Origin of the sequence: Actinomadura violacea, assembly GCF_017573465.1 — a bacterium.
GTDB classification, from domain to species: Bacteria; Actinomycetota; Actinomycetes; order Streptosporangiales; family Streptosporangiaceae; genus Spirillospora; species Spirillospora violacea.
Genome location: NZ_JAGEPF010000049.1, coordinates 1 through 16,454 on the forward strand (window position 1 = coordinate 1; position 16,454 = coordinate 16,454).

A 16,454-nucleotide genomic window follows, 5' to 3' on the forward strand; every position below is an offset into this window, starting at 1 on the left:
GGCGTGGTGCGCGGCGGCGGCCTGCGCCGCGCGGTGCGCCGCCCGGCCGCCGCGTCCCCGCCGGCCGGCGACCGTCCGGTGGCGGGCGAACGTCCGGTCGCGGGCGAGCGTCCGGTCGCGGGCGAGCGTCCGGTCGCGGGCGAGCGTCCGGTCGCGGGCGGGCTGCGGGCCGTCCCGTCCGAGCAGCTGAGGACGATGCTGGACGAGGCCGCCCCGCCGCTTCCGCCCGCCCCTCCCCCGGGCCTGCCCGTCCCCGAGCGGCCCGCGCCGCGGCCGGCCGCCCCGGCCAGGCCGACGACGGCGGAGCGGCCGCCGCTGCCGCCGACCCCGGTCGACGGCTCGCCGGCGGCCGACCGGGCGCCCGCGGCGGAGGGGCCCGAGCGGGAGCCGGAGCGGGTCAGCCTGATCCGCAAGCATCCGAAGCGGCGCCCCGGCGGGTCGCAGGTGCTCGGGGTCAACTGCAAGAACGAGCACTTCAACGACCCGCGCGCGCACTACTGCGCGGTCTGCGGCATCTCGATGCTGCAGCTCACGCTGTCGCCGTTCCACGGGCCGCGGCCGCCGCTCGGCGTGCTGCTGCTGGACGACGGGCAGACCGTCCCGCTCGAGGTCGACCACCTCATCGGGCGGCGGCCGGAGCGGGCGCCGGAGGTCGCCGAGGGCCGCGCGCATCCGCTGCGGATGACCGACGCCGAGGAGTCGATCTCCCGCCGGCACGTGCTGGTCCGGCTGGAGGAGTGGCAGGTCAACGTGGTCGACCTCGGCTCGGCCAACGGAACGGCGATCCGCGCGCCCGGCGCCGCGGACTTCGTCCGGCTGCCGCCCGACACCCCGGTCGAGCTGGCGCCCGGCGCGGCCGTCCGCGTCGGACTCACCCGCACCTTCCGTTTCGAGTCCAACCGGAAGGTCTGAAAAAGCGTGACCGGAACCGGACAGGCACCAGCCGGGCGCACGCGGCGTCACAACCACCGTGCCTGACGGCGCTCCCCCCGCGGCCGGCACGCCGGCCGCGCCCCCCTCGAAAGGACACTGATGCGAACACGGCCCATGGGCGGTATCACCTTCGCCCATCCGCCCGCCTTCTGGACCGGGTTCATCGCCTGCGTCGCCGGCGTCGCCCTGCACCTGCCGATGTACGTCGACTCGGCGGACATGCACTACATGATGCGCGGCATGTCGATGGACGCCCCGATGATCACCGGGATGGGGCTCATCGTGGTCGGCCTGGCGCTCACCGCGTACGGGCTCATCCCGCGCGGCCTCGCCGCGTCCCGCCGCGACGGCGAGGTCCGCGTCCGCGCCGCGCACGACGCGCCGTTCCGGCCCGCCCACATCGGGCTGGTCATCGTGATGACGACGGCGGTGACGATCGACGCGATGAAGCCGATCACGCTGTCGTTCGTCGCGCCCGGGATGGGCAAGGAGTACGGGCTGAAGTCGGCGCTGAACCCCGGCGGGCACTGGCCGGTCGCGCTGCTGCCGCTGTTCGGCCTGGCCGGGACGGTCGCCGGGTCGTTCCTGTGGGGCTGGCTCGGCGACCACATCGGGCGGCGCTCGTCGATCCTGCTGGCCGGCGTCATGTTCGTCACCACCGCGGTGTGCGGCGCGATGCCGTCGTTCTCGTGGAACCTCGCGATGTGCCTGCTGATGGGCCTGGCGGCCGGCGGGATGCTGCCGATCACGTTCTCGCTGCTGGCGGAGATGATCCCGGGCCGGCACCGCGGCTGGGTGATGGTGCTGATCGGCGGGAACCTGGCGCTGGCCTACGTCATCACCAGCTCCCTGTCGTCGGCGCTGGTGCCGCACTACTCGTGGCGGATCCTGTGGCTGCTCGGCATGCCGACCGGCGTGCTGCTGATCGCGCTGAACCACTGGATCCCCGAGTCGCCGCGGTTCCTGCTGGCGCACGGCCGCGAGGACGAGGCCCGCGCGATCATGACCCGGTACGGCGCGATCGAGGACGCCGCGCAGACCGAGGAGCGGGCCGGCGCGGCCGCGGAGGCGCCTGCGGAGGAGCGCCGGGAGGCCGCGCAGGGCGCGGGCTTCTCGCCGCTGTTCCGCCCCCCGTTCGCCGGGCTCAGCGTGGCCGTGGTGGTGCTCGGGCTCGGCATCGGGCTGGTCACCTACGGGTTCCAGCTGTGGATCCCGTCGAACCTGCAGAAGCTCGGCCTGGCGCAGAAGACCGCCGACGCGGCGCTGCGCGACTCCTCGCTGCTGGGGCTGCCGCTGGTGTTCATCGCCGCCGCCATGTACGGGCTGTGGAGCGCCAAGAAGACGATCATCGTGCTGACCGCGCTGACGGCGGCGGCGCTGGTGGCGTTCTCCTTTTCCGGCGAGTCCCTCGCCCACAACCGGGCGTGGCTGTACGTGCTGCTGGCCGGCCCGATCGTCGGGACCGCCACGATCGCCGCGGTCCTGGCCGCCTACAGCTCCGAGATCTACCCGACCCGGATCCGCTCGCGCGGCTCCGGCCTGTCGGCGGGCGTCGGCAAGCTCGGCGGGGTGGTCGTGACGATCGTGCTGGTGGTGGGCGCGACGGTGCCGTCCATCAACACGACCGCGCTGCTCGGCGCCGTCCCGCTGCTGCTCGCGGTGCTGGTCGTCGCGGCGTTCGGGGTGGAGACGAGGAAGCGTGCCGCGCGGCCCGCCCCCGCCGCGCAGCCCGCCGACGCCTGACGGCCCGGGCCGCGCTCAGGGCGTCAGGCGGGCGGCGGACTCCAGCAGCAGCGCGTGGACGAACGCCTGCGGGATGTTCCCGCGCAGCTGCCGCTGCCGGACGTCGTACTCCTCGGAGAACAGCCCGCTGGTGGCGCAGCCGGACCGGGTCCGCTCGAACGTCCGCAGCGCCCGGGCCGTCTCGCCCTGGCGGTGCTCGGCGAGGGCGAGGAAGAAGCCGCACAGGCTGAACGAGCCCTCGGCGACCCCGAGCGGCTCGTCGCCGACCCGGTACCGGTACACGAAGCCCTCCTGGACGAGGTCGGAGCGGACGGCCTCCAGGGTGGCGACGGTGCGCGGGTCGCCGGGCGGCAGGGCGCCGCGCAGCGGCGGGATGAGCAGCGCGGCGTCCACGCGGTCGTCGCCGGGCGCCCGCTTCCACCGCCCGCCGGGCGCGAGCGAGGTGCGGGACGTCTCGTCGAGGACGGCGTCGGCGAGGTCGTTCCACGAGGACGCCTCCGCCGGCCCGGCCAGGTAGCGGGCCGCCCGGCGCAGGCCGGCCACGCAGCTGAGCCGCGAGTGGGTCCACAGGTCGTCGTGGGTCTCCCAGATGCCGGCGTCCGGTTCCTTCCAGCGGCGGGCGACGACGCCGGCGGCGACGCGGGCCGCCTCGACCTGGTCGGTGCCCGGCGGCTCCCGCTCGGCCGCCGCCGCGAGCAGCAGCAGCGCCTCGCCGAGCGCGTCCAGCTGGAACTGGGAGCTGGCGCGGTTGCCGGTGACGGCGGTCGCGCCGGGGTAGCCGGGCAGGCCGCTGTCGCGCTGGTCGGGGATGTCGGCGCCGGTGACGGTGTAGGCGGGCTTGAGGCGGTCGCCGTCGGCGAGGACGCGGGCGGTGACGAACTCGGCGGCGGTGCGCAGCAGCCGCGGCGGGCCGCCGTGCACGGCGACGGCGCGCCCGGCGAAGCACTGGTCGCGGATCCAGGCGTACCGGTAGTCGAAGTTGCGGCCCTCGTCGGACCGCTCGGGCAGCGCGGTGGTCGCGGCGGCCACCATCCCGCCGCCGCTGCTGGTGAGCCCGGTGAGCACCGAGTACGCCAGGCGCGCGTCGCGCGGGGCGATGGTGTCCTCGCAGGACGGGACGTCGTCGTGCCAGCAGCGCTCGGTGGCGTCCCACAGCGCGGCGGGGTCAAGGGGCCCCTCGGAGAAGGCCCCTTCGGCGATCTCCAGGACCAGGTCGCGTGACTCGCCCTCGGCGAGGTCGAACGTCAGCGCGAGGGCGGGCCCGCCGTCGGTGTTCTCCCGCACCACCGCCTCGTCGCCGCCGCGCCAGCGGATCCGCGCGGCGCCGCTGCGGGCCGTCCACTCGCCGCCGTGGTGGTGCAGGTCCCGCATCCGCTCGCCGTGCTCGCCTGCCCGCACGTCGAGCACGACGCGGATCCGGGTGCCGCCGCGCACGGCGCGGCAGCGGCGCAGCACGACGACGCGGTCGCGGTCGGCGGGGCGGGCGAGGGCCTCGCGGCATTCGACCATGCCGCCGTCGCCGGTGACCCAGCGGCTGTGCCAGATGAGGCCGCGGTCCTCGTAGTAGCCGCCCCATACCCAGCGCTCGGCGGCGGGCTGGACGACGTAGTCGCCGGGTCCGCCGAGCAGCCCGCCGAACGCGGGCGGGCCGTCCCAGGCGGGGAAGCACATCCAGGCGTACTCGCCCTGCGGTCCGATCAGGACGCCGCGCTCCCCGTCCGCGATCAGCGCGTAGTCGCGCAGCGCCTTCGGCAGCGAGTCCCGTCCGCCCGTGCCCCCCACCGTGCCTCCTTCGCCGTTCCGCCGTTGCGTCGGGGGGGTCAGTACCCGGGAACGGGCCGCCGATCCGGGCTCGTGATCATCGACACGCTCCCGACAAATTTTTTTGTCTTGACAACTCAGACTGTCGGTGGCGATGATGGACGCATGCTGGACGTGACGGTGATCGAGGAGCCCGGGGCGGCGGCCGCGTCGCTGGACCCGATGCGGGCGCGGCTGCTGGCCGAGCTGGCCGAGCCGCTGTCGGCGGCGGCGCTGGCCGCGCGGGTCGGGCTGCCGCGGCAGAAGGTGAACTACCACCTGCGGGCGCTGGAGCGGCACGGGCTGGTGGAGCTGGTCGAGGAGCGCCGCAAGGGCAACATGACCGAGCGGCTGATGCGGGCGACCGCGGCGTCCTACGTGATCTCGCCGCTGGCGCTGCCCGGGCTGCAACCCGACCCCGACCGCCACCGCGACGCGCTGTCGGCGCGCTGGCTGCTGGCGCTCGGCGCGCGGCTGGTCCGCGACGTCGGCGCGCTCATCACCGGCGCGGAGCGGGCGAACAAGCGGCTGGCCACCTACGCGCTGGACGGCGAGGTCCGGTTCGCCTCGGCCGCCGACCGGGCGGCGTTCGTCGAGGAGCTGACGGCGGGGGTCGGCGCGCTGGTGCGCAAGTACCACGACCCGTCGGCGGAGGGCGGCCGCGGGCACCGGGTCGTCGTCGCCCTGCACCCGTCCCTCAAGGCGGAGCCGGCGGCCGAGCACGGCGAAGAGCAGGAAGACCCGCCGGAGGGCCTGCGGGGACGGGACGAGACGGACGCGATCGAGTCCTGAGAACCGCCCGCCCCGCGGCGGGACCACGGACACCGAACAGAACGGAACGCGCGGGCGACGCGCGGAGCGAGGAGCACATCATGGCCAAGGAATTCGAGATCGTCCGCGAGTTCGAGGTGGACGCGACGCCCGAGCAGGTCTGGGACGCGATCACGGTGCACACCGCCGGGTGGCTGTGGCCGACCGAGTACGAGCCGCGCGAGGGCGGCGCCGCCGGGTTCGGCGCGACGCTGACCACGTGGGACCCGCCGCACCGGCTGGTCGCCCGGTCGGAGTCCCCGGACGAGCTGAAGGCGGTCGGGCAGGCGCTCAACCAGCTCGACCACCTGATCGAGCCGCGCGAGGGCGGCCGGTCCTGGGTCCGCTACGTGCACAGCGGGATCTTCGTGGAGAACTGGGACGACCAGTACGACGGCGCGAACAAGCACACCGACTTCTACCTGCACACGCTGCGGCAGTACGTGACGCACTTCGCGGGCCGGGCGGCGGTGCACACCGACGTGCAGGGCCCGGCGGCGTCCACGGCGAAGGACGCGTTCGAGGCGGTCGGCCGCGCCCTCGGGCTGGGCGCGGCCGCGGCGGACGGCGCGGCCGAGGGCGACCGGGTGCGGGTGGACCTGCCGGGCGCCGGCGAGGTGGACGCGGTGGTCGACTTCCGCAACGAGAACTTCCTCGGCCTGCGCACCGGCGACGCGATGTACCGGTTCTTCGGCCGCAACGCGTGGGGCGCGCCGGTCGGGATCGTGCTGCACCGGTTCGCGGGCGACGCGGCCCGCGACGAGGAGGCGGCGCGGAAGGCGTGGCAGGGCTGGCTGGACGGCCTGTACGCCTGATCCGGCCCTGGTCCGGCCCTGATCCGGCCCTGATCCGGCCCTGGTCTGGCACGGAGCGGCGGCGCCCGCGGGGAGGGATTCCCGCGGGCGCCGCCGCTCCGTTCACGGCGAGGGACGACCGGCAGGGCGCTCTTGAACGCGCCACCGGCCGCCGGGTGCCGGGGCGGTGTCAGGCGTCGCGGCGCTTGAGCAGGAACGCGGCGACGCCCATCAGCGCGGCCGTCCAGGCGGCGAACACCCCGTACCCCTGCCAGGGGGTCAGCAGGTCGTCCTTGCCCTGGTGCGACTGGGCGATCAGGTGGCCCGCCTCGGAGGGCAGGTAGGCGTGCACGTGGTCGCCGAGGCTGCCGGGCAGCAGCTGCGCCAGCGGGGCGAGCACCAGCACGAACGCGATCACGCCGGTGATGCCGCCGGCCGGGTGCCGGACGATCGCGCCGATCGCCATCGCGAACAGCCCGAGCATGGCCAGGTAGAGGCCGCCGCCGATGACGGCGCGCAGCACGCCGGGGTCGCCGATCGCCACCGGCGCCTTGGAGTGCAGGATCGCCGCGCCGATGAAGAACGACAGGAACGACACCACGAGGCCGAAGACCAGCACGATCAGCGCGAACACGGCGGACTTGGCCCAGAGCATCGGCAGCCGGCGGGGCACCGCGAGCAGGCTGGCGCGGATCATGCCGGTGGAGTACTCGGAGGCGATCACCAGCACGCCGAGGACGCAGATGGTGAGCTGGCTCAGCGAGAAGCCGCTGCCGAGGATGGTGCCGACCGGGTCGGCGATGATCTGCGCGTGGTCGCCGGCGCTGGACTTGTCCCACTGCCCGACGGTGAGGCCGACGAACAGCGCGGTGAAGCCGAGGTCCAGCACGACCAGCAGGATGAGCGACCAGATCGTGGAGCGCACCGAGCGGATCTTGGTCCATTCGGCGAGCATCAGCCGGCCGAACCCGGGGCGGCCGAACGCGCCGGGGTCGGTCGCGGGCTGCGCGGGGAGCGCGTCGGCGGCGGTCATCGGTTCTCCCCCTGTTCTGCGGACGCGGCGCCTTCCGCGGACGCGGCGTCCGCCTCGGCCGGCGGGGCGGGCGGCGGCACGGCGGCGCCGGGCACGGCGCCCTGCCCGCCGGGCTCCGCGGAGGCCCCGTACTCGACGCTGTCGCGGGTCAGTTCCATGAACGCCGCCTCCAGGGAGCCGCGGCGCGGCGTCAGCTCGTGCAGGACGATGCGCTCGGCGGCGGCGAGTTCCCCGACGCGCGGCGCCTCCATGTGGGTGACGGTGAGGGCGCCGTCGGCGCCCGCGGCGACCTTGGCGCCCTCGGCGGCGAGCACGCCGCCGAGCCGGTCGGCGTCCGGGGTGCGGACGACCACCATCTTCTCGGTGCTGCGCTCGATGAACTCCTCGGTGGAGCAGTCGGCGATGAGCCGGCCGCGGCCGATGACGATGAGGTGGTCGGCGGTGACGGCCATCTCGTTCATCAGGTGGCTGGAGACGAACACGGTGCGGCCCTGCGCGGCCAGCCGCTGCATGAGGGTGCGGATCCAGACGATGCCCTCGGGGTCCAGGCCGTTGACGGGCTCGTCCAGGATCAGCACGGACGGGTCGCCGAGGAGCGCGGCGGCGATGCCGAGCCGCTGCCCCATGCCGAGGGAGAACCCGCCGGCGCGCTTGCGGGCGACCTCGGTGAGGCCGACCAGCTCGGCGACCTCGTCGACGCGGCGCCGCCCGATGCCCTGGGTCTGGGCGAGGCACAGCAGGTGGTTGTAGGCGCTGCGGCCGGTGTGCACGGCGCGGGCCTCCAGCAGCGCGCCGACGACCCGCAGCGGGGCGGGCAGGTCGCGGTAGTGCCGGCCGGCGATGCGCGCGTCGCCGCGGGTGGGCCGGTCCAGGCCGAGCAGCAGCCGCATGGTCGTGGACTTGCCGGCGCCGTTCGGGCCGAGGAATCCCGTCACCCGTCCGGGGACGACGGTGAAGGACAGGTCGTCCACGGCGGTCTTGTCGCCGTAGCGCTTGGTGAGGTGCTCCGCCTCGATCATGCGCGCTTCCCGGGGGTCGGTGTCGGTGATCAGGATCACATTAGCGCGGCGCGCGGTTCGCGTGGATCCTCCCCTGAGCCGAGGCGCCTCCGTCTTTGGTAGGGCATCGGAGGCCCCCGGCGGGCGGTGCGTACGGCGCGGGGAGCAGCCGCGGTCACTCCCCGCGCCGGACGCCTGAGAGGGCCCGATCCGGGGATGATGAGCAAGATCCCCCTGGAGGAGTGTGATGACCGCAGTGTCCGATCCTTCCGTGCCGCCGTCCGGAGCGACCGCCGCACCGGAGCCGGAGCCCGCCCGGCCGCGCCGGCGCTCGCGGCTGCGCCGGTGGGGGCGCCGCCTGCTGATCGCCGTGGTGGTGCTGGTGGCGGCGGTCACGGTGTTCTCCTTCTCCTACAACGCGGCGACGTCCGGCCGCGCGAAGCCCCCCGCCGGCGCGCTGTTCACCGAGGCGGACGGGATCCGGACCCGGTACCGGGAGTGGGGGGCGGGCGGGACGCCGGTGGTGCTGGTGCACGGCGCGTTCGAGTCCGCCGACACCTGGGCGCCGGTCGCGCCGCTGCTGGCCGCCCGGCACCGCGTGTACGCGCTGGACCTGACCGGCTGGGGCTACAGCGAGCGGCGCGGGCCGTTCGACACCGCGCACCAGGCCGCGCAGCTGCTGGGGTTCCTGGACGCGATGGGCCTGGACCGGGCGACGCTGGTCGGGCACTCCAGCGGCGCGGGAGTGATCGCGGCGGCGGCGCTGAAGGCGCCGGCGCGGGCGGCCGGGGTGGTGTTCCTGGACGGCGACGCCCTCGACACCGGCGCCGGGGAGGGCGCCGACAACCTGCGGTTCCTGCTGCGGAACCCGTACCGGACGACGCTGACCCGGCTGGTCGTCCGGTCGGACTGGGCGATCAGGACGATCTACCGCTCGCAGTGCGGGCCGTCCTGCCCCGCGCTGGACGAGGCGGGCGTGCAGCAGTGGCGGCGCCCGTTCCAGATGCCGGGCGCCGAGGACGCGCTGTGGCAGATGCAGGCCGTGGTGGGGCTGCCGGCGGCGCGGGTGGCGGAGCTGGCAGGGGTCCGGGTGCCCAAGGCGGTGGTCTTCGGAGCCGACGACGACGTGTTCTCCCGCAACTCCCCCTATGAGACGGCGCGGCGGATCGGGGCGCCGGCGCCCACGGTCATCCCGGGCGCCCGCCACCTGTCGCTGGTGTCGCATCCCCGGCAGGTCGCGGACGCGATCCTGGCGACGGCACCCTGACCCGAACCCCCGGACGCACGGCGGCGCCCTCCCCGCGGGCGTGCGGGGAGGGCGCCGGAGCCGTCGCGGACGGCCGGGTCAGGCGGCGACGCCGTCGGCGGCGTTGACGTCCTTGTGGAACCGCTTGTGCACGTAGAGGCGCTCGCCGAGCGTGTCGCAGCGCCACCACAGGCCGGACGGCGGGCCGATCCGGGTGTGCCGGGGAAGCTCGCGGAGCACCTCGTTCACCGGGGTCATGCGCAGCCGCCCGGAGCGGCACACCAGGATGCGCCGGTCGGTGACCACGACGACCCGGTAGGCGTTGCTGAACAGGATGATCCAGTACGACAGCAGCGCGAAGTACTGGCTGGTCGTCTGGGCTCCGAAAACGGCCTGGACCTGCTCGTCCGGCTGCAGGACATGGGCCGCGTTGGCACGCATCTTGTCGCGGATGGCCACGGGGCTGGGACCTTTCTCGCGGAGCGCGTGGGCGGCCCGGCGGCCGCCGTCACGGCGCCGCGGCGGCGGTCCCACTGCCCTCGGGGGGTTGGCAGAAGCCTCGATTGTGCCACCAACGCCCTGTTGTGGTGCGTCTTTTCGTGTGTTGCGGTGAAATGTGCCGACGTTTCCGTGGAGGCGGCGCGGCGGGGTCGCGGCGGACCGGCATCCGGGGCCGCGGGCCGCCGCCCTCGCGCGCGGCGCGGGCACTTATTGACGCACTGCCAATAATTGCGGGAGGATGGCCGGCAGGAACAGGCCGCCGACCCTGGGAGGCCCCGTGACCACCCCCCGCGCCTCGTCCGCCCCCCGCGCCTCGTCCGCCCCCGCCCCCGCGGCCGTGCTCGGCCCGGACCTGCTCGCCGAGCGGCTCGCCGACCGGGACGTGCTGCGCACCCTCGCCGCCGAGCCGCTGGTCGGCCTCGGCGCCGGCCGCGCCCTGCTGATGCAGCTGGCGCACCCCGCGGTCGCCCGGGGCGTCGCCGAGCACAGCGACTTCGCCGACCGCCCCCTCGCCCGGCTGTTCGGCACCCTGGACTTCCTGCTCGTCACCACGTTCGGGACGCCGGACCAGGTCGGCCGGATCGCCGCGAAGGTCCGCGGCATCCACGGCGCCGTCCGCGGCGAGGGCTACTCCGGCAACGACCCGGACCTGCAGCTGTGGGTGAACGCCACCCTGATCGACTCGGCCCTGTACATCTACGAGCACGTGATGCGGCCCGGCGACGGCGAGCCGGACCTCGCCGAGGAGTACTACCGGCAGGCCCGGATCGTCGCGGAGGTCCTCGGCTGCCCGCTGGACGCCCAGCCGCCCGACCTGGCGGCGTTCCGCGCCTACATGGACGCGACGCTGGCGTCGCTGGAGGTCACCGACACCGCCCGCGAGGTCGCCGCCGCCGTGCTGTACCCGCGCAAACTGCGCGTCCTCGCGCCCGCGCTCATGGTGTTCCGCCTGGTGACGACCGCGCTGCTGCCCGAGCCGCTGCGCGACCAGTACGGGCTGCCCTGGACGCACAGCCGGCGCCGCGCCGCCGACCTGGTGCTGCGCACCGCCACCGACCTGCACCACCTCACCCCGGCGTTGCTGCGGCGCCCGCCGCGGCCGCTGCTGGTCCGGCTGGCGCGGCACCGCGTCGACCGCACCCTCGCCAGCCGCCGCGACCGCCGCCGCCGCGGCCGTCCCTGACCCCTCCCGGAGACCGCCGATGCTGGGCATCTACGCCGACCTGCCCTGGTCGTACGCGGCGGGCGCGGGCATCGCGCTGGCCGCCGCGCACCAGCTCCGCGGCGCCCGCCGCGCGACCGCGGACCCCTCCGCCGAGCCCTCGGCCAGGCCCGCCGCCGACCCGGTGCCGGGCCGGGCACCGCGCGTCGAGGGCGCCACCGGGGGCCGCCACTTCGCCCTCGCGATGGCCTACAGCGTCCTGGTGTTCGTCCCGACGAGCCTGTTCATCACCGCGACGCACCCGCAGTGGGCGACGCTGCAGCACACCGGCCGCCTCTCCCACGGCGCCCTGACCGCCCTGGCCGCCGGGGAGGTCGCGCTGACCGCCGCCGGGTTCCTGATCACCCGCGGCCTGCTGGTCGCCGGGCGGATCCGGTGGGCGGCCTGCCAGGTGATCCTGGCGAACCTGCTGATGTGCCTGGCCGTCGTGCACGGCCCGGACGGCGACGGCTGGAAACGGTTCCTGTCCACCGACCGCGCCGACTACCGGGCGTTCCCGCCGTTCCTCGACGTCGGCGACCTCGGCGCGATCGCCGGCCACGCCGCCCGCTTCCTCACCTCCGGCCTCGCCGCCGCCCTGTACGTCACCGGCGCCCTCGCGCTCGGCACGCTCGGCCTGATCATGTGCGTGCTGCACCAGTTCGGGCTGACCGACGCCGGCGCCGACGGCCCCGGGCCGCTGCGCGCCGCGCTCGTCGCCGGGTTCGTCGGCGGCGGCGCGGCGATCGTCGCGGTGCTGACCTCGGCGCTGGTCGACGGGCTCGGCTGGGTCGCGCTCGCCGCCGTCGTCCCCGTCCTGTGGGTCGCGATCATCGCGCGCGGCGCGTTCGCCGCCGTCGTCGCCGCCGACCTCGCGCTCCCCGCCGAGCAGGACGCCTGATCAGCCCCCGATCAGGTGGCCTGATCAGCCGACCGAGGTGTAGGCGACGACGCCGCGGCGCATCGCGTCCATCGCCCGCCGCGCCGTCTTGCGCAGGTGCGAGTTCTCCGGCGCCGCGTCGACGACCTGGCCGAGCAGGTCCAGCAGCTGCTTGACCGCGCGGACGAAGTCGCCCGCCGTCAGGTCGCTCTCCAGCAGCACCTCGTCGAGGTCGTCGCCCTTCGCCCACCGGTACGCCGTCCACGCGAACCCCAGGTCGGGCTCGCGCAGGAACGACACCCGGTTGTCGCGCTCGACCGCCTCCAGCTCGCCCCACAGCCGCACCATCGCCGCCAGCGCGTCCTGCGACGGGCCGGTCGGCGTCCGCGGCGGCGTCGCGTCGTCGGGCTGCCGCGACTCGTACACCAGCGCCGACACGCACGCCGCCAGCTCGGCGTAATCCAGCTTCTCCCACAGCCCGGCGCGCAGGCTCTCGGCCGTCAGCAGGTCCAGCTCGTTGTAGATCCGGCCGAGGCGGCGGCCCTCGGCAGTGACGGAGTCGCCCTCGAGGTAGCCGAGCTGCTGCAGGACCGCGCACACCCGGTCGAACGTCCGCGCGATCACCTGCGAGCGGCCCTCCACGCGGCGCCGCAGCTGCTCGGTCTCCCGGTCCAGCCGGTGGTACCGCTCCGCCCAGCGGGCGTGGTCCTCGCGCTTGTCGCAGCCGTGCACCGGATGGGCGCGCAGCTCCGCGCGCAGCCGGCCGATCTCGGCGTCGTCGCCCGCGGCGGAGTCGCCGCGGGTGCGGCGCCGCTCCCGCACGTCGTCGGGCACCTTGTTGCGCAGCGTCGACGCCAGGTCGCGGCGGTCCTGCGGGTTGCGGGGGCTGAACGACTTCGGGATCCGGATCCGGTCGACGGGCTCCACGGCGCGCGGGAAGTCCTGGATCGACAGCCGCTGCACCGACCGGCTCACCGTCAGCACCAGCGGCGCCGGCTCGTCGGAGCGGCGCCCCACGCCCGGGTCGAGGACGACGGCGAGCCCGGACCGCCGCCCCGACGGCACCAGGATCACGTCACCGGGACGCAGGTGCTCCAGCGACTTCGCCGCCTCGGCGCGCCGCGCCGACGACCGCTCCCGCGACAGCTCCGCCTCCCGGTCCGACAGCCGCCGCCGCATCGCCGCGTACTCCATGAAGTCGCCGAGATGGCACTCGGCCGCCTTCGCGTAACCCTCCAGGGCCTCCTCGTTCTTGCGGACCTGCCGCGCCAGCCCCACCACGGCCCGGTCGGCCTGGAACTGCGCGAACGACTCCTCCAGGAGCGTCCGCGCCCGCTCGTTCCCGACGGCGCCGACCAGGTTCACCGCCATGTTGTACGACGGCCGGAAGCTGGAGTTCAGCGGGTAGGTGCGGGTGCTGGCGAGCCCCGCCACCGACGACGGCTCCACGCTCGGGCCCCACACCACGACGGCGTGGCCCTCCACGTCGATGCCGCGGCGCCCCGCCCGGCCCGTCAGCTGCGTGTACTCCCCCGGGGTGAGGTCGACGTGCGCCTCCCCGTTCCACTTGTCCATCTTCTCGATCACGACGGTGCGGGCCGGCATGTTGATGCCGAGCGCGAGCGTCTCCGTCGCGAACACCGCCTTGATCAGCCCGCGGGTGAACAGCTCCTCGACGATCTCCTTGAACGTCGGCAGCATCCCCGCGTGGTGCGCGGCGACGCCGCGCTGCAGCGCCTCCAGGAAGTCGGGGTAGCCGAGGATCCGCAGGTCGTCGGGCGCGATGTCGGCGGTGCGCAGCTCGGCGTGCGCGCGGATCTCCTCGGCCTCCTCCTTGGAGGTCAGCCGGATCCCCGCGTGCAGGCACTGCAGCACCGCCGCGTCGCACCCGGCGCGGCTGAAGATGAACGTGATCGCCGGCAGCAGCCCCGCCCGCTCCAGCCGCTCGATCACGTCGGGGCGGGCCGGGGGCCGGAACCGCTGCGGGCGCGGCGCCCGGCGCCGGCCGGTGCGGCGCCCCTGGTTGACCTTGGCGCGCCGGACCTCCTCCACCGCCATCCGCGTCAGCTGCGGGTTCAGCCGCGCCTGCCGGTCCTTGCCCTTGCCGGTGTCGACGAACAGGTCGTACAGCCGCGTCCCCACCAGCATGTGCTGGAACAGCGGGACGGGCCGGTGCTCGTCCACGATCACGGCGGTGTCGCCGCGGACCTCGTGCAGCCACTCGCCGAACTCCTCGGCGTTGGACACCGTCGCCGACAGCGCCACGATCCGCACCGAGTCCGGAACGTGGATGATCACCTCTTCCCAGACGGCGCCGCGGAACCGGTCGGCGAGGTAGTGCACCTCGTCCATCACCACGAACGCCAGGCCCGCCAGGGTCGGCGACTGCGCGTACAGCATGTTGCGCAGCACCTCGGTGGTCATCACCACGATCGGCGCCTCGCCGTTGACGCTGTTGTCGCCCGTCAGCAGCCCTACCTTCCCGGGGCCGTACCGGCGGACGAGGTCGGCGTACTTCTGGTTCGACAGCGCCTTGATCGGCGTGGTGTAGAAGCACTTGGTGCCGCTGGTGAGCGCCAGGTGGACCGCGAACTCCCCGACGACGGTCTTGCCGGAGCCGGTGGGCGCCGCGACCAGCACGCCGCTGCCGTCCTCCAGCGCCCGGCACGCCTCGATCTGGAAGGCGTCCAGCTCGAAGTCGTACAGGGTGCGGAAGTCCAGCAGGGCCGGGCCGTTCCCTGCGGTGCGCGCGCGGTAGGCCGCGTACCGCCCGGCCGGGCTGTCCGCGGTCTGCGCGGTGTCGGGGGAGGTCATGTCATCGAGCCTACGGTTTCGACCGGCCCGATTCCCAATTCAGGACTCGATTTCCCGCGCGCCCCTGAGAACGTCCCGGGACACGCCCGTGAACGCCGGGCGCGGGAGGTCGGCGCGCCGGGCCGCGGGAGGTCAGCGGGTGCGGCCGCCGCCCTCAAGCTCGGCGTCGATCGTCTCCAGGTCCAGCGGTGACGCCTCGTCGTCGGACAGCTCCGCTTCGGGGTCGGGACGGCGCGCCTTGCGGCGGTCGTGGAAGAACGCCAGCACCTCGGCGATCTCGAACAGCACCACCGTCGGCAGCGCCAGCGCCAGCATCGTGAACGGGTCCTGGCTGGGCGTGGCGACCGCCGCGAACACGAACACCCCGAAGATCAGCAGCCGCCGCGACCTGCGGATCCGCTCGTGGGTGAGGACCCCGGCGAGGTTCAGCATCACCACGAACAGCGGCAGCTCGAACGTCAGACCGAAGATCAGCAGCATCGCCTGGGCGTAGCCCAGGTAGTCCTGGATGCCGACCAGCACCTTGGTGTCGCCCGGCGCGAGCCCGATGAAGATCTTCAGGCCCTTGTCCATCGTCAGGTACGCCAGCGCCGCGCCCGCGCAGAACAGCGGGACCGCCGCGCCCATGAACGTGTACGTCCAGCGGCGCTCCCGCTTGTACAGCCCCGGCGCCACGAACGCCCAGATCTGGTACAGCCAGACCGGCGACGACAGCACCGCGCCGACGATCAGCGCGACCTTCAGGTGCACGAAGAACCCGTCGAAGATCCCGTGCACCACCAGGTCGCACTCGCCGCCCAGGCAGTGCTTCTGCGGGATCCGCGTGTAGGGCTTCTGCAGGAACTTCCAGATCGGGTCGAACAGCAGCCAGGCGACGATCCCGCCCGCGACGAGCCCGAGGATCGCCTTGATCAACCGGTTGCGCAGCTCACGCAGGTGTTCCATGAGCGGCATGCGGCCGTCGGGCACGCTGTTCTGCCTGGGCTTCATGACGGGCTTTCCGGGCTCGGTTCGGCTGGGGGTGTGCGGCCTGGTCGGGCGGGTCAGCCCTGGCGCATCCGGCCCGGGTCCGACACCGGAACGCCCTCGATCGGCTCACCGGAGGCCAGCGCGCCCCGGCTGCGCTGCGAGCCCTCCGCGGCGGCCGCCTCGCGCTCCAGCCGCGCCGCCTCCTCGCGCAGGCGCGCCGCCTTGTCCCGCGCGTCCGGCGCCGCCGCCTCGGGGGCGGCCGGAGCGGCGGCGGGGGCGTCCTCGGAGCCGTCGTCGTGCAGGCCCTTGGTCTCGGCCTTCAGGATCCGCGCCGACTTGCCCAGCGACCGGGCGAGCTGGGGGAGCTTCGCCGATCCGAACAGCAGCAGTACGACCACCAGGATGATCAGAATCTCGGGCGTACCCAGTCCAGCCATGACAATCCTCTTCAGCAGGGGTCCTCAGGACGATCGTACGCCGTCCCCTGGCGCTTGTGGCACTCGAGCGTCCTGAAGTTCGGACAGTTCATCGCGCAACGCCGACTGTTTGGGCGCGAGCCGCCGTCTGGTGCGCTCCAGTTCACGCCCGAACCGCCGCACGCCCAGGTAGACGCGGAACGCGCACCAGGCGAGCACGGCCAGGCCGACGAAGCCCACCGACACCGACACTCCGACCCACGCCACGCCCGCCACGGTAGCCGATCCCCCGGCCCCCCGCCCCATCGGCACCACC

At 74.6% G+C, this 16,454-nt stretch carries 15 protein-coding genes; 7 read left to right on the forward strand and 8 right to left on the reverse strand.

The genetic code is table 11. The features are described 5' to 3' along the window. Both J4709_RS49380 and J4709_RS49385 read left to right on the forward strand, forming a co-directional pair. Positions 1-912, forward strand: a 912-nt coding sequence (locus J4709_RS49380) for an FHA domain-containing protein (protein WP_208252452.1), incomplete at its 5' end; no start/stop codon positions are given. 120 nt (positions 913-1,032) lie between these two features. Beyond that, the gene (locus J4709_RS49385) at positions 1,033-2,676 is read left to right on the forward strand and encodes an MFS transporter (RefSeq protein WP_208252453.1); all 1,644 of its coding nucleotides are present in this window, start codon (positions 1,033-1,035) and stop codon (positions 2,674-2,676) included. A 15-nt stretch (positions 2,677-2,691) separates the two neighbouring features. On the opposite strand, the gene J4709_RS49390 is transcribed toward J4709_RS49385, so the two are convergent. Then, positions 2,692-4,458 (reverse strand): glycoside hydrolase family 15 protein, encoded by a 1,767-nt coding sequence (locus J4709_RS49390; protein WP_307802143.1) that lies wholly within the window; start codon positions 4,456-4,458, stop codon positions 2,692-2,694. Between the two features lie 144 nt (positions 4,459-4,602). Between J4709_RS49390 and J4709_RS49395 the strand changes: the two genes are divergently transcribed. Both J4709_RS49395 and J4709_RS49400 read left to right on the forward strand, forming a co-directional pair. Then, a complete protein-coding gene (locus J4709_RS49395; protein WP_208252454.1) occupies positions 4,603-5,268 on the forward strand; it encodes an ArsR/SmtB family transcription factor in 666 nt (221 codons plus the stop codon). An 80-nt stretch (positions 5,269-5,348) separates the two neighbouring features. Further along, positions 5,349-6,101 carry an SRPBCC family protein gene (locus tag J4709_RS49400; protein ID WP_208252455.1) on the forward strand — a complete coding sequence of 251 codons (753 nt, stop codon included), beginning with the start codon at positions 5,349-5,351 and terminating at the stop codon, positions 6,099-6,101. 169 nt (positions 6,102-6,270) lie between these two features. Here the strand turns inward: J4709_RS49400 and J4709_RS49405 are convergent, their stop codons facing one another. Both J4709_RS49405 and J4709_RS49410 read right to left on the reverse strand, forming a co-directional pair. Then, a complete protein-coding gene (locus J4709_RS49405) occupies positions 6,271-7,113 on the reverse strand; it encodes an ABC transporter permease family protein (protein WP_208252456.1) in 843 nt (280 codons plus the stop codon). Beyond that, positions 7,110-8,132, reverse strand: a complete 1,023-nt coding sequence (locus J4709_RS49410) for an ABC transporter ATP-binding protein (protein WP_208252457.1) — start codon at positions 8,130-8,132, stop codon at positions 7,110-7,112. The genes J4709_RS49405 and J4709_RS49410 overlap by 4 nt, the downstream gene beginning before the upstream one ends. Positions 8,133-8,358: 226 nt before the next feature. Between J4709_RS49410 and J4709_RS49415 the strand changes: the two genes are divergently transcribed. Then, positions 8,359-9,378, forward strand: coding sequence for an alpha/beta fold hydrolase (locus tag J4709_RS49415; protein ID WP_208252458.1), 1,020 nt, complete (start codon positions 8,359-8,361; stop codon positions 9,376-9,378). Between the two features lie 78 nt (positions 9,379-9,456). Here J4709_RS49415 and J4709_RS49420 read toward each other — a convergent pair whose 3' ends face one another. Continuing rightward, the gene (locus J4709_RS49420; RefSeq protein ID WP_208252459.1) at positions 9,457-9,816 is read right to left on the reverse strand and encodes a PH domain-containing protein; all 360 of its coding nucleotides are present in this window, start codon (positions 9,814-9,816) and stop codon (positions 9,457-9,459) included. A gap of 319 nt (positions 9,817-10,135) precedes the next feature. Here J4709_RS49420 and J4709_RS49425 point away from each other — a divergent pair, with 319 nt between their 5' ends. Both J4709_RS49425 and J4709_RS49430 read left to right on the forward strand, forming a co-directional pair. Then, positions 10,136-11,041 (forward strand): oxygenase MpaB family protein, encoded by a 906-nt coding sequence (locus J4709_RS49425; RefSeq protein ID WP_307802144.1) that lies wholly within the window; start codon positions 10,136-10,138, stop codon positions 11,039-11,041. Positions 11,042-11,060: 19 nt separating this feature from the next. Next, the gene (locus tag J4709_RS49430) at positions 11,061-11,960 is read left to right on the forward strand and encodes a hypothetical protein (RefSeq protein ID WP_208252461.1); all 900 of its coding nucleotides are present in this window, start codon (positions 11,061-11,063) and stop codon (positions 11,958-11,960) included. A 24-nt stretch (positions 11,961-11,984) separates the two neighbouring features. Here J4709_RS49430 and J4709_RS49435 read toward each other — a convergent pair whose 3' ends face one another. From J4709_RS49435 to J4709_RS49450, 4 genes are all read right to left on the reverse strand, one after another. Continuing rightward, a complete protein-coding gene (locus J4709_RS49435) occupies positions 11,985-14,753 on the reverse strand; it encodes a DEAD/DEAH box helicase (RefSeq protein ID WP_208252462.1) in 2,769 nt (922 codons plus the stop codon). 132 nt (positions 14,754-14,885) lie between these two features. After that, positions 14,886-15,743, reverse strand: coding sequence for a twin-arginine translocase subunit TatC (gene tatC, locus J4709_RS49440; RefSeq protein WP_232385256.1), 858 nt, complete (start codon positions 15,741-15,743; stop codon positions 14,886-14,888). Between the two features lie 53 nt (positions 15,744-15,796). Next, positions 15,797-16,159, reverse strand: a complete 363-nt coding sequence (tatA, locus tag J4709_RS49445; protein ID WP_173093365.1) for a Sec-independent protein translocase subunit TatA — start codon at positions 16,157-16,159, stop codon at positions 15,797-15,799. A 24-nt stretch (positions 16,160-16,183) separates the two neighbouring features. Next, on the reverse strand, positions 16,184-16,405 hold the full coding sequence (locus tag J4709_RS49450; protein WP_246342679.1) for a hypothetical protein: 222 nt from the start codon (positions 16,403-16,405) through the stop codon (positions 16,184-16,186). Positions 16,406-16,454: the final 49 nt, after the last annotated feature.

Excerpts from the sequence above, each read along its gene's own strand:
- J4709_RS49385 (WP_208252453.1), top strand. The coding sequence starts at position 1,033 with ATGCGAACACGGCCCATGGGCGGTATCACCTTCGCCCATCCGCCCGCC.
- J4709_RS49435 (WP_208252462.1), bottom strand. The coding sequence starts at position 14,753 with ATGACCTCCCCCGACACCGCGCAGACCGCGGACAGCCCGGCCGGGCGG.
- J4709_RS49400 (WP_208252455.1), top strand. The coding sequence starts at position 5,349 with ATGGCCAAGGAATTCGAGATCGTCCGCGAGTTCGAGGTGGACGCGACG.
- J4709_RS49415 (WP_208252458.1), top strand. The coding sequence starts at position 8,359 with ATGACCGCAGTGTCCGATCCTTCCGTGCCGCCGTCCGGAGCGACCGCC.
- J4709_RS49430 (WP_208252461.1), top strand. The coding sequence starts at position 11,061 with ATGCTGGGCATCTACGCCGACCTGCCCTGGTCGTACGCGGCGGGCGCG.
- J4709_RS49410 (WP_208252457.1), bottom strand. The coding sequence starts at position 8,132 with ATGATCGAGGCGGAGCACCTCACCAAGCGCTACGGCGACAAGACCGCC.
- tatC (WP_232385256.1), bottom strand. The coding sequence starts at position 15,743 with ATGAAGCCCAGGCAGAACAGCGTGCCCGACGGCCGCATGCCGCTCATG.
- J4709_RS49395 (WP_208252454.1), top strand. The coding sequence starts at position 4,603 with ATGCTGGACGTGACGGTGATCGAGGAGCCCGGGGCGGCGGCCGCGTCG.
- J4709_RS49405 (WP_208252456.1), bottom strand. The coding sequence starts at position 7,113 with ATGACCGCCGCCGACGCGCTCCCCGCGCAGCCCGCGACCGACCCCGGC.
- tatA (WP_173093365.1), bottom strand. The coding sequence starts at position 16,159 with ATGGCTGGACTGGGTACGCCCGAGATTCTGATCATCCTGGTGGTCGTA.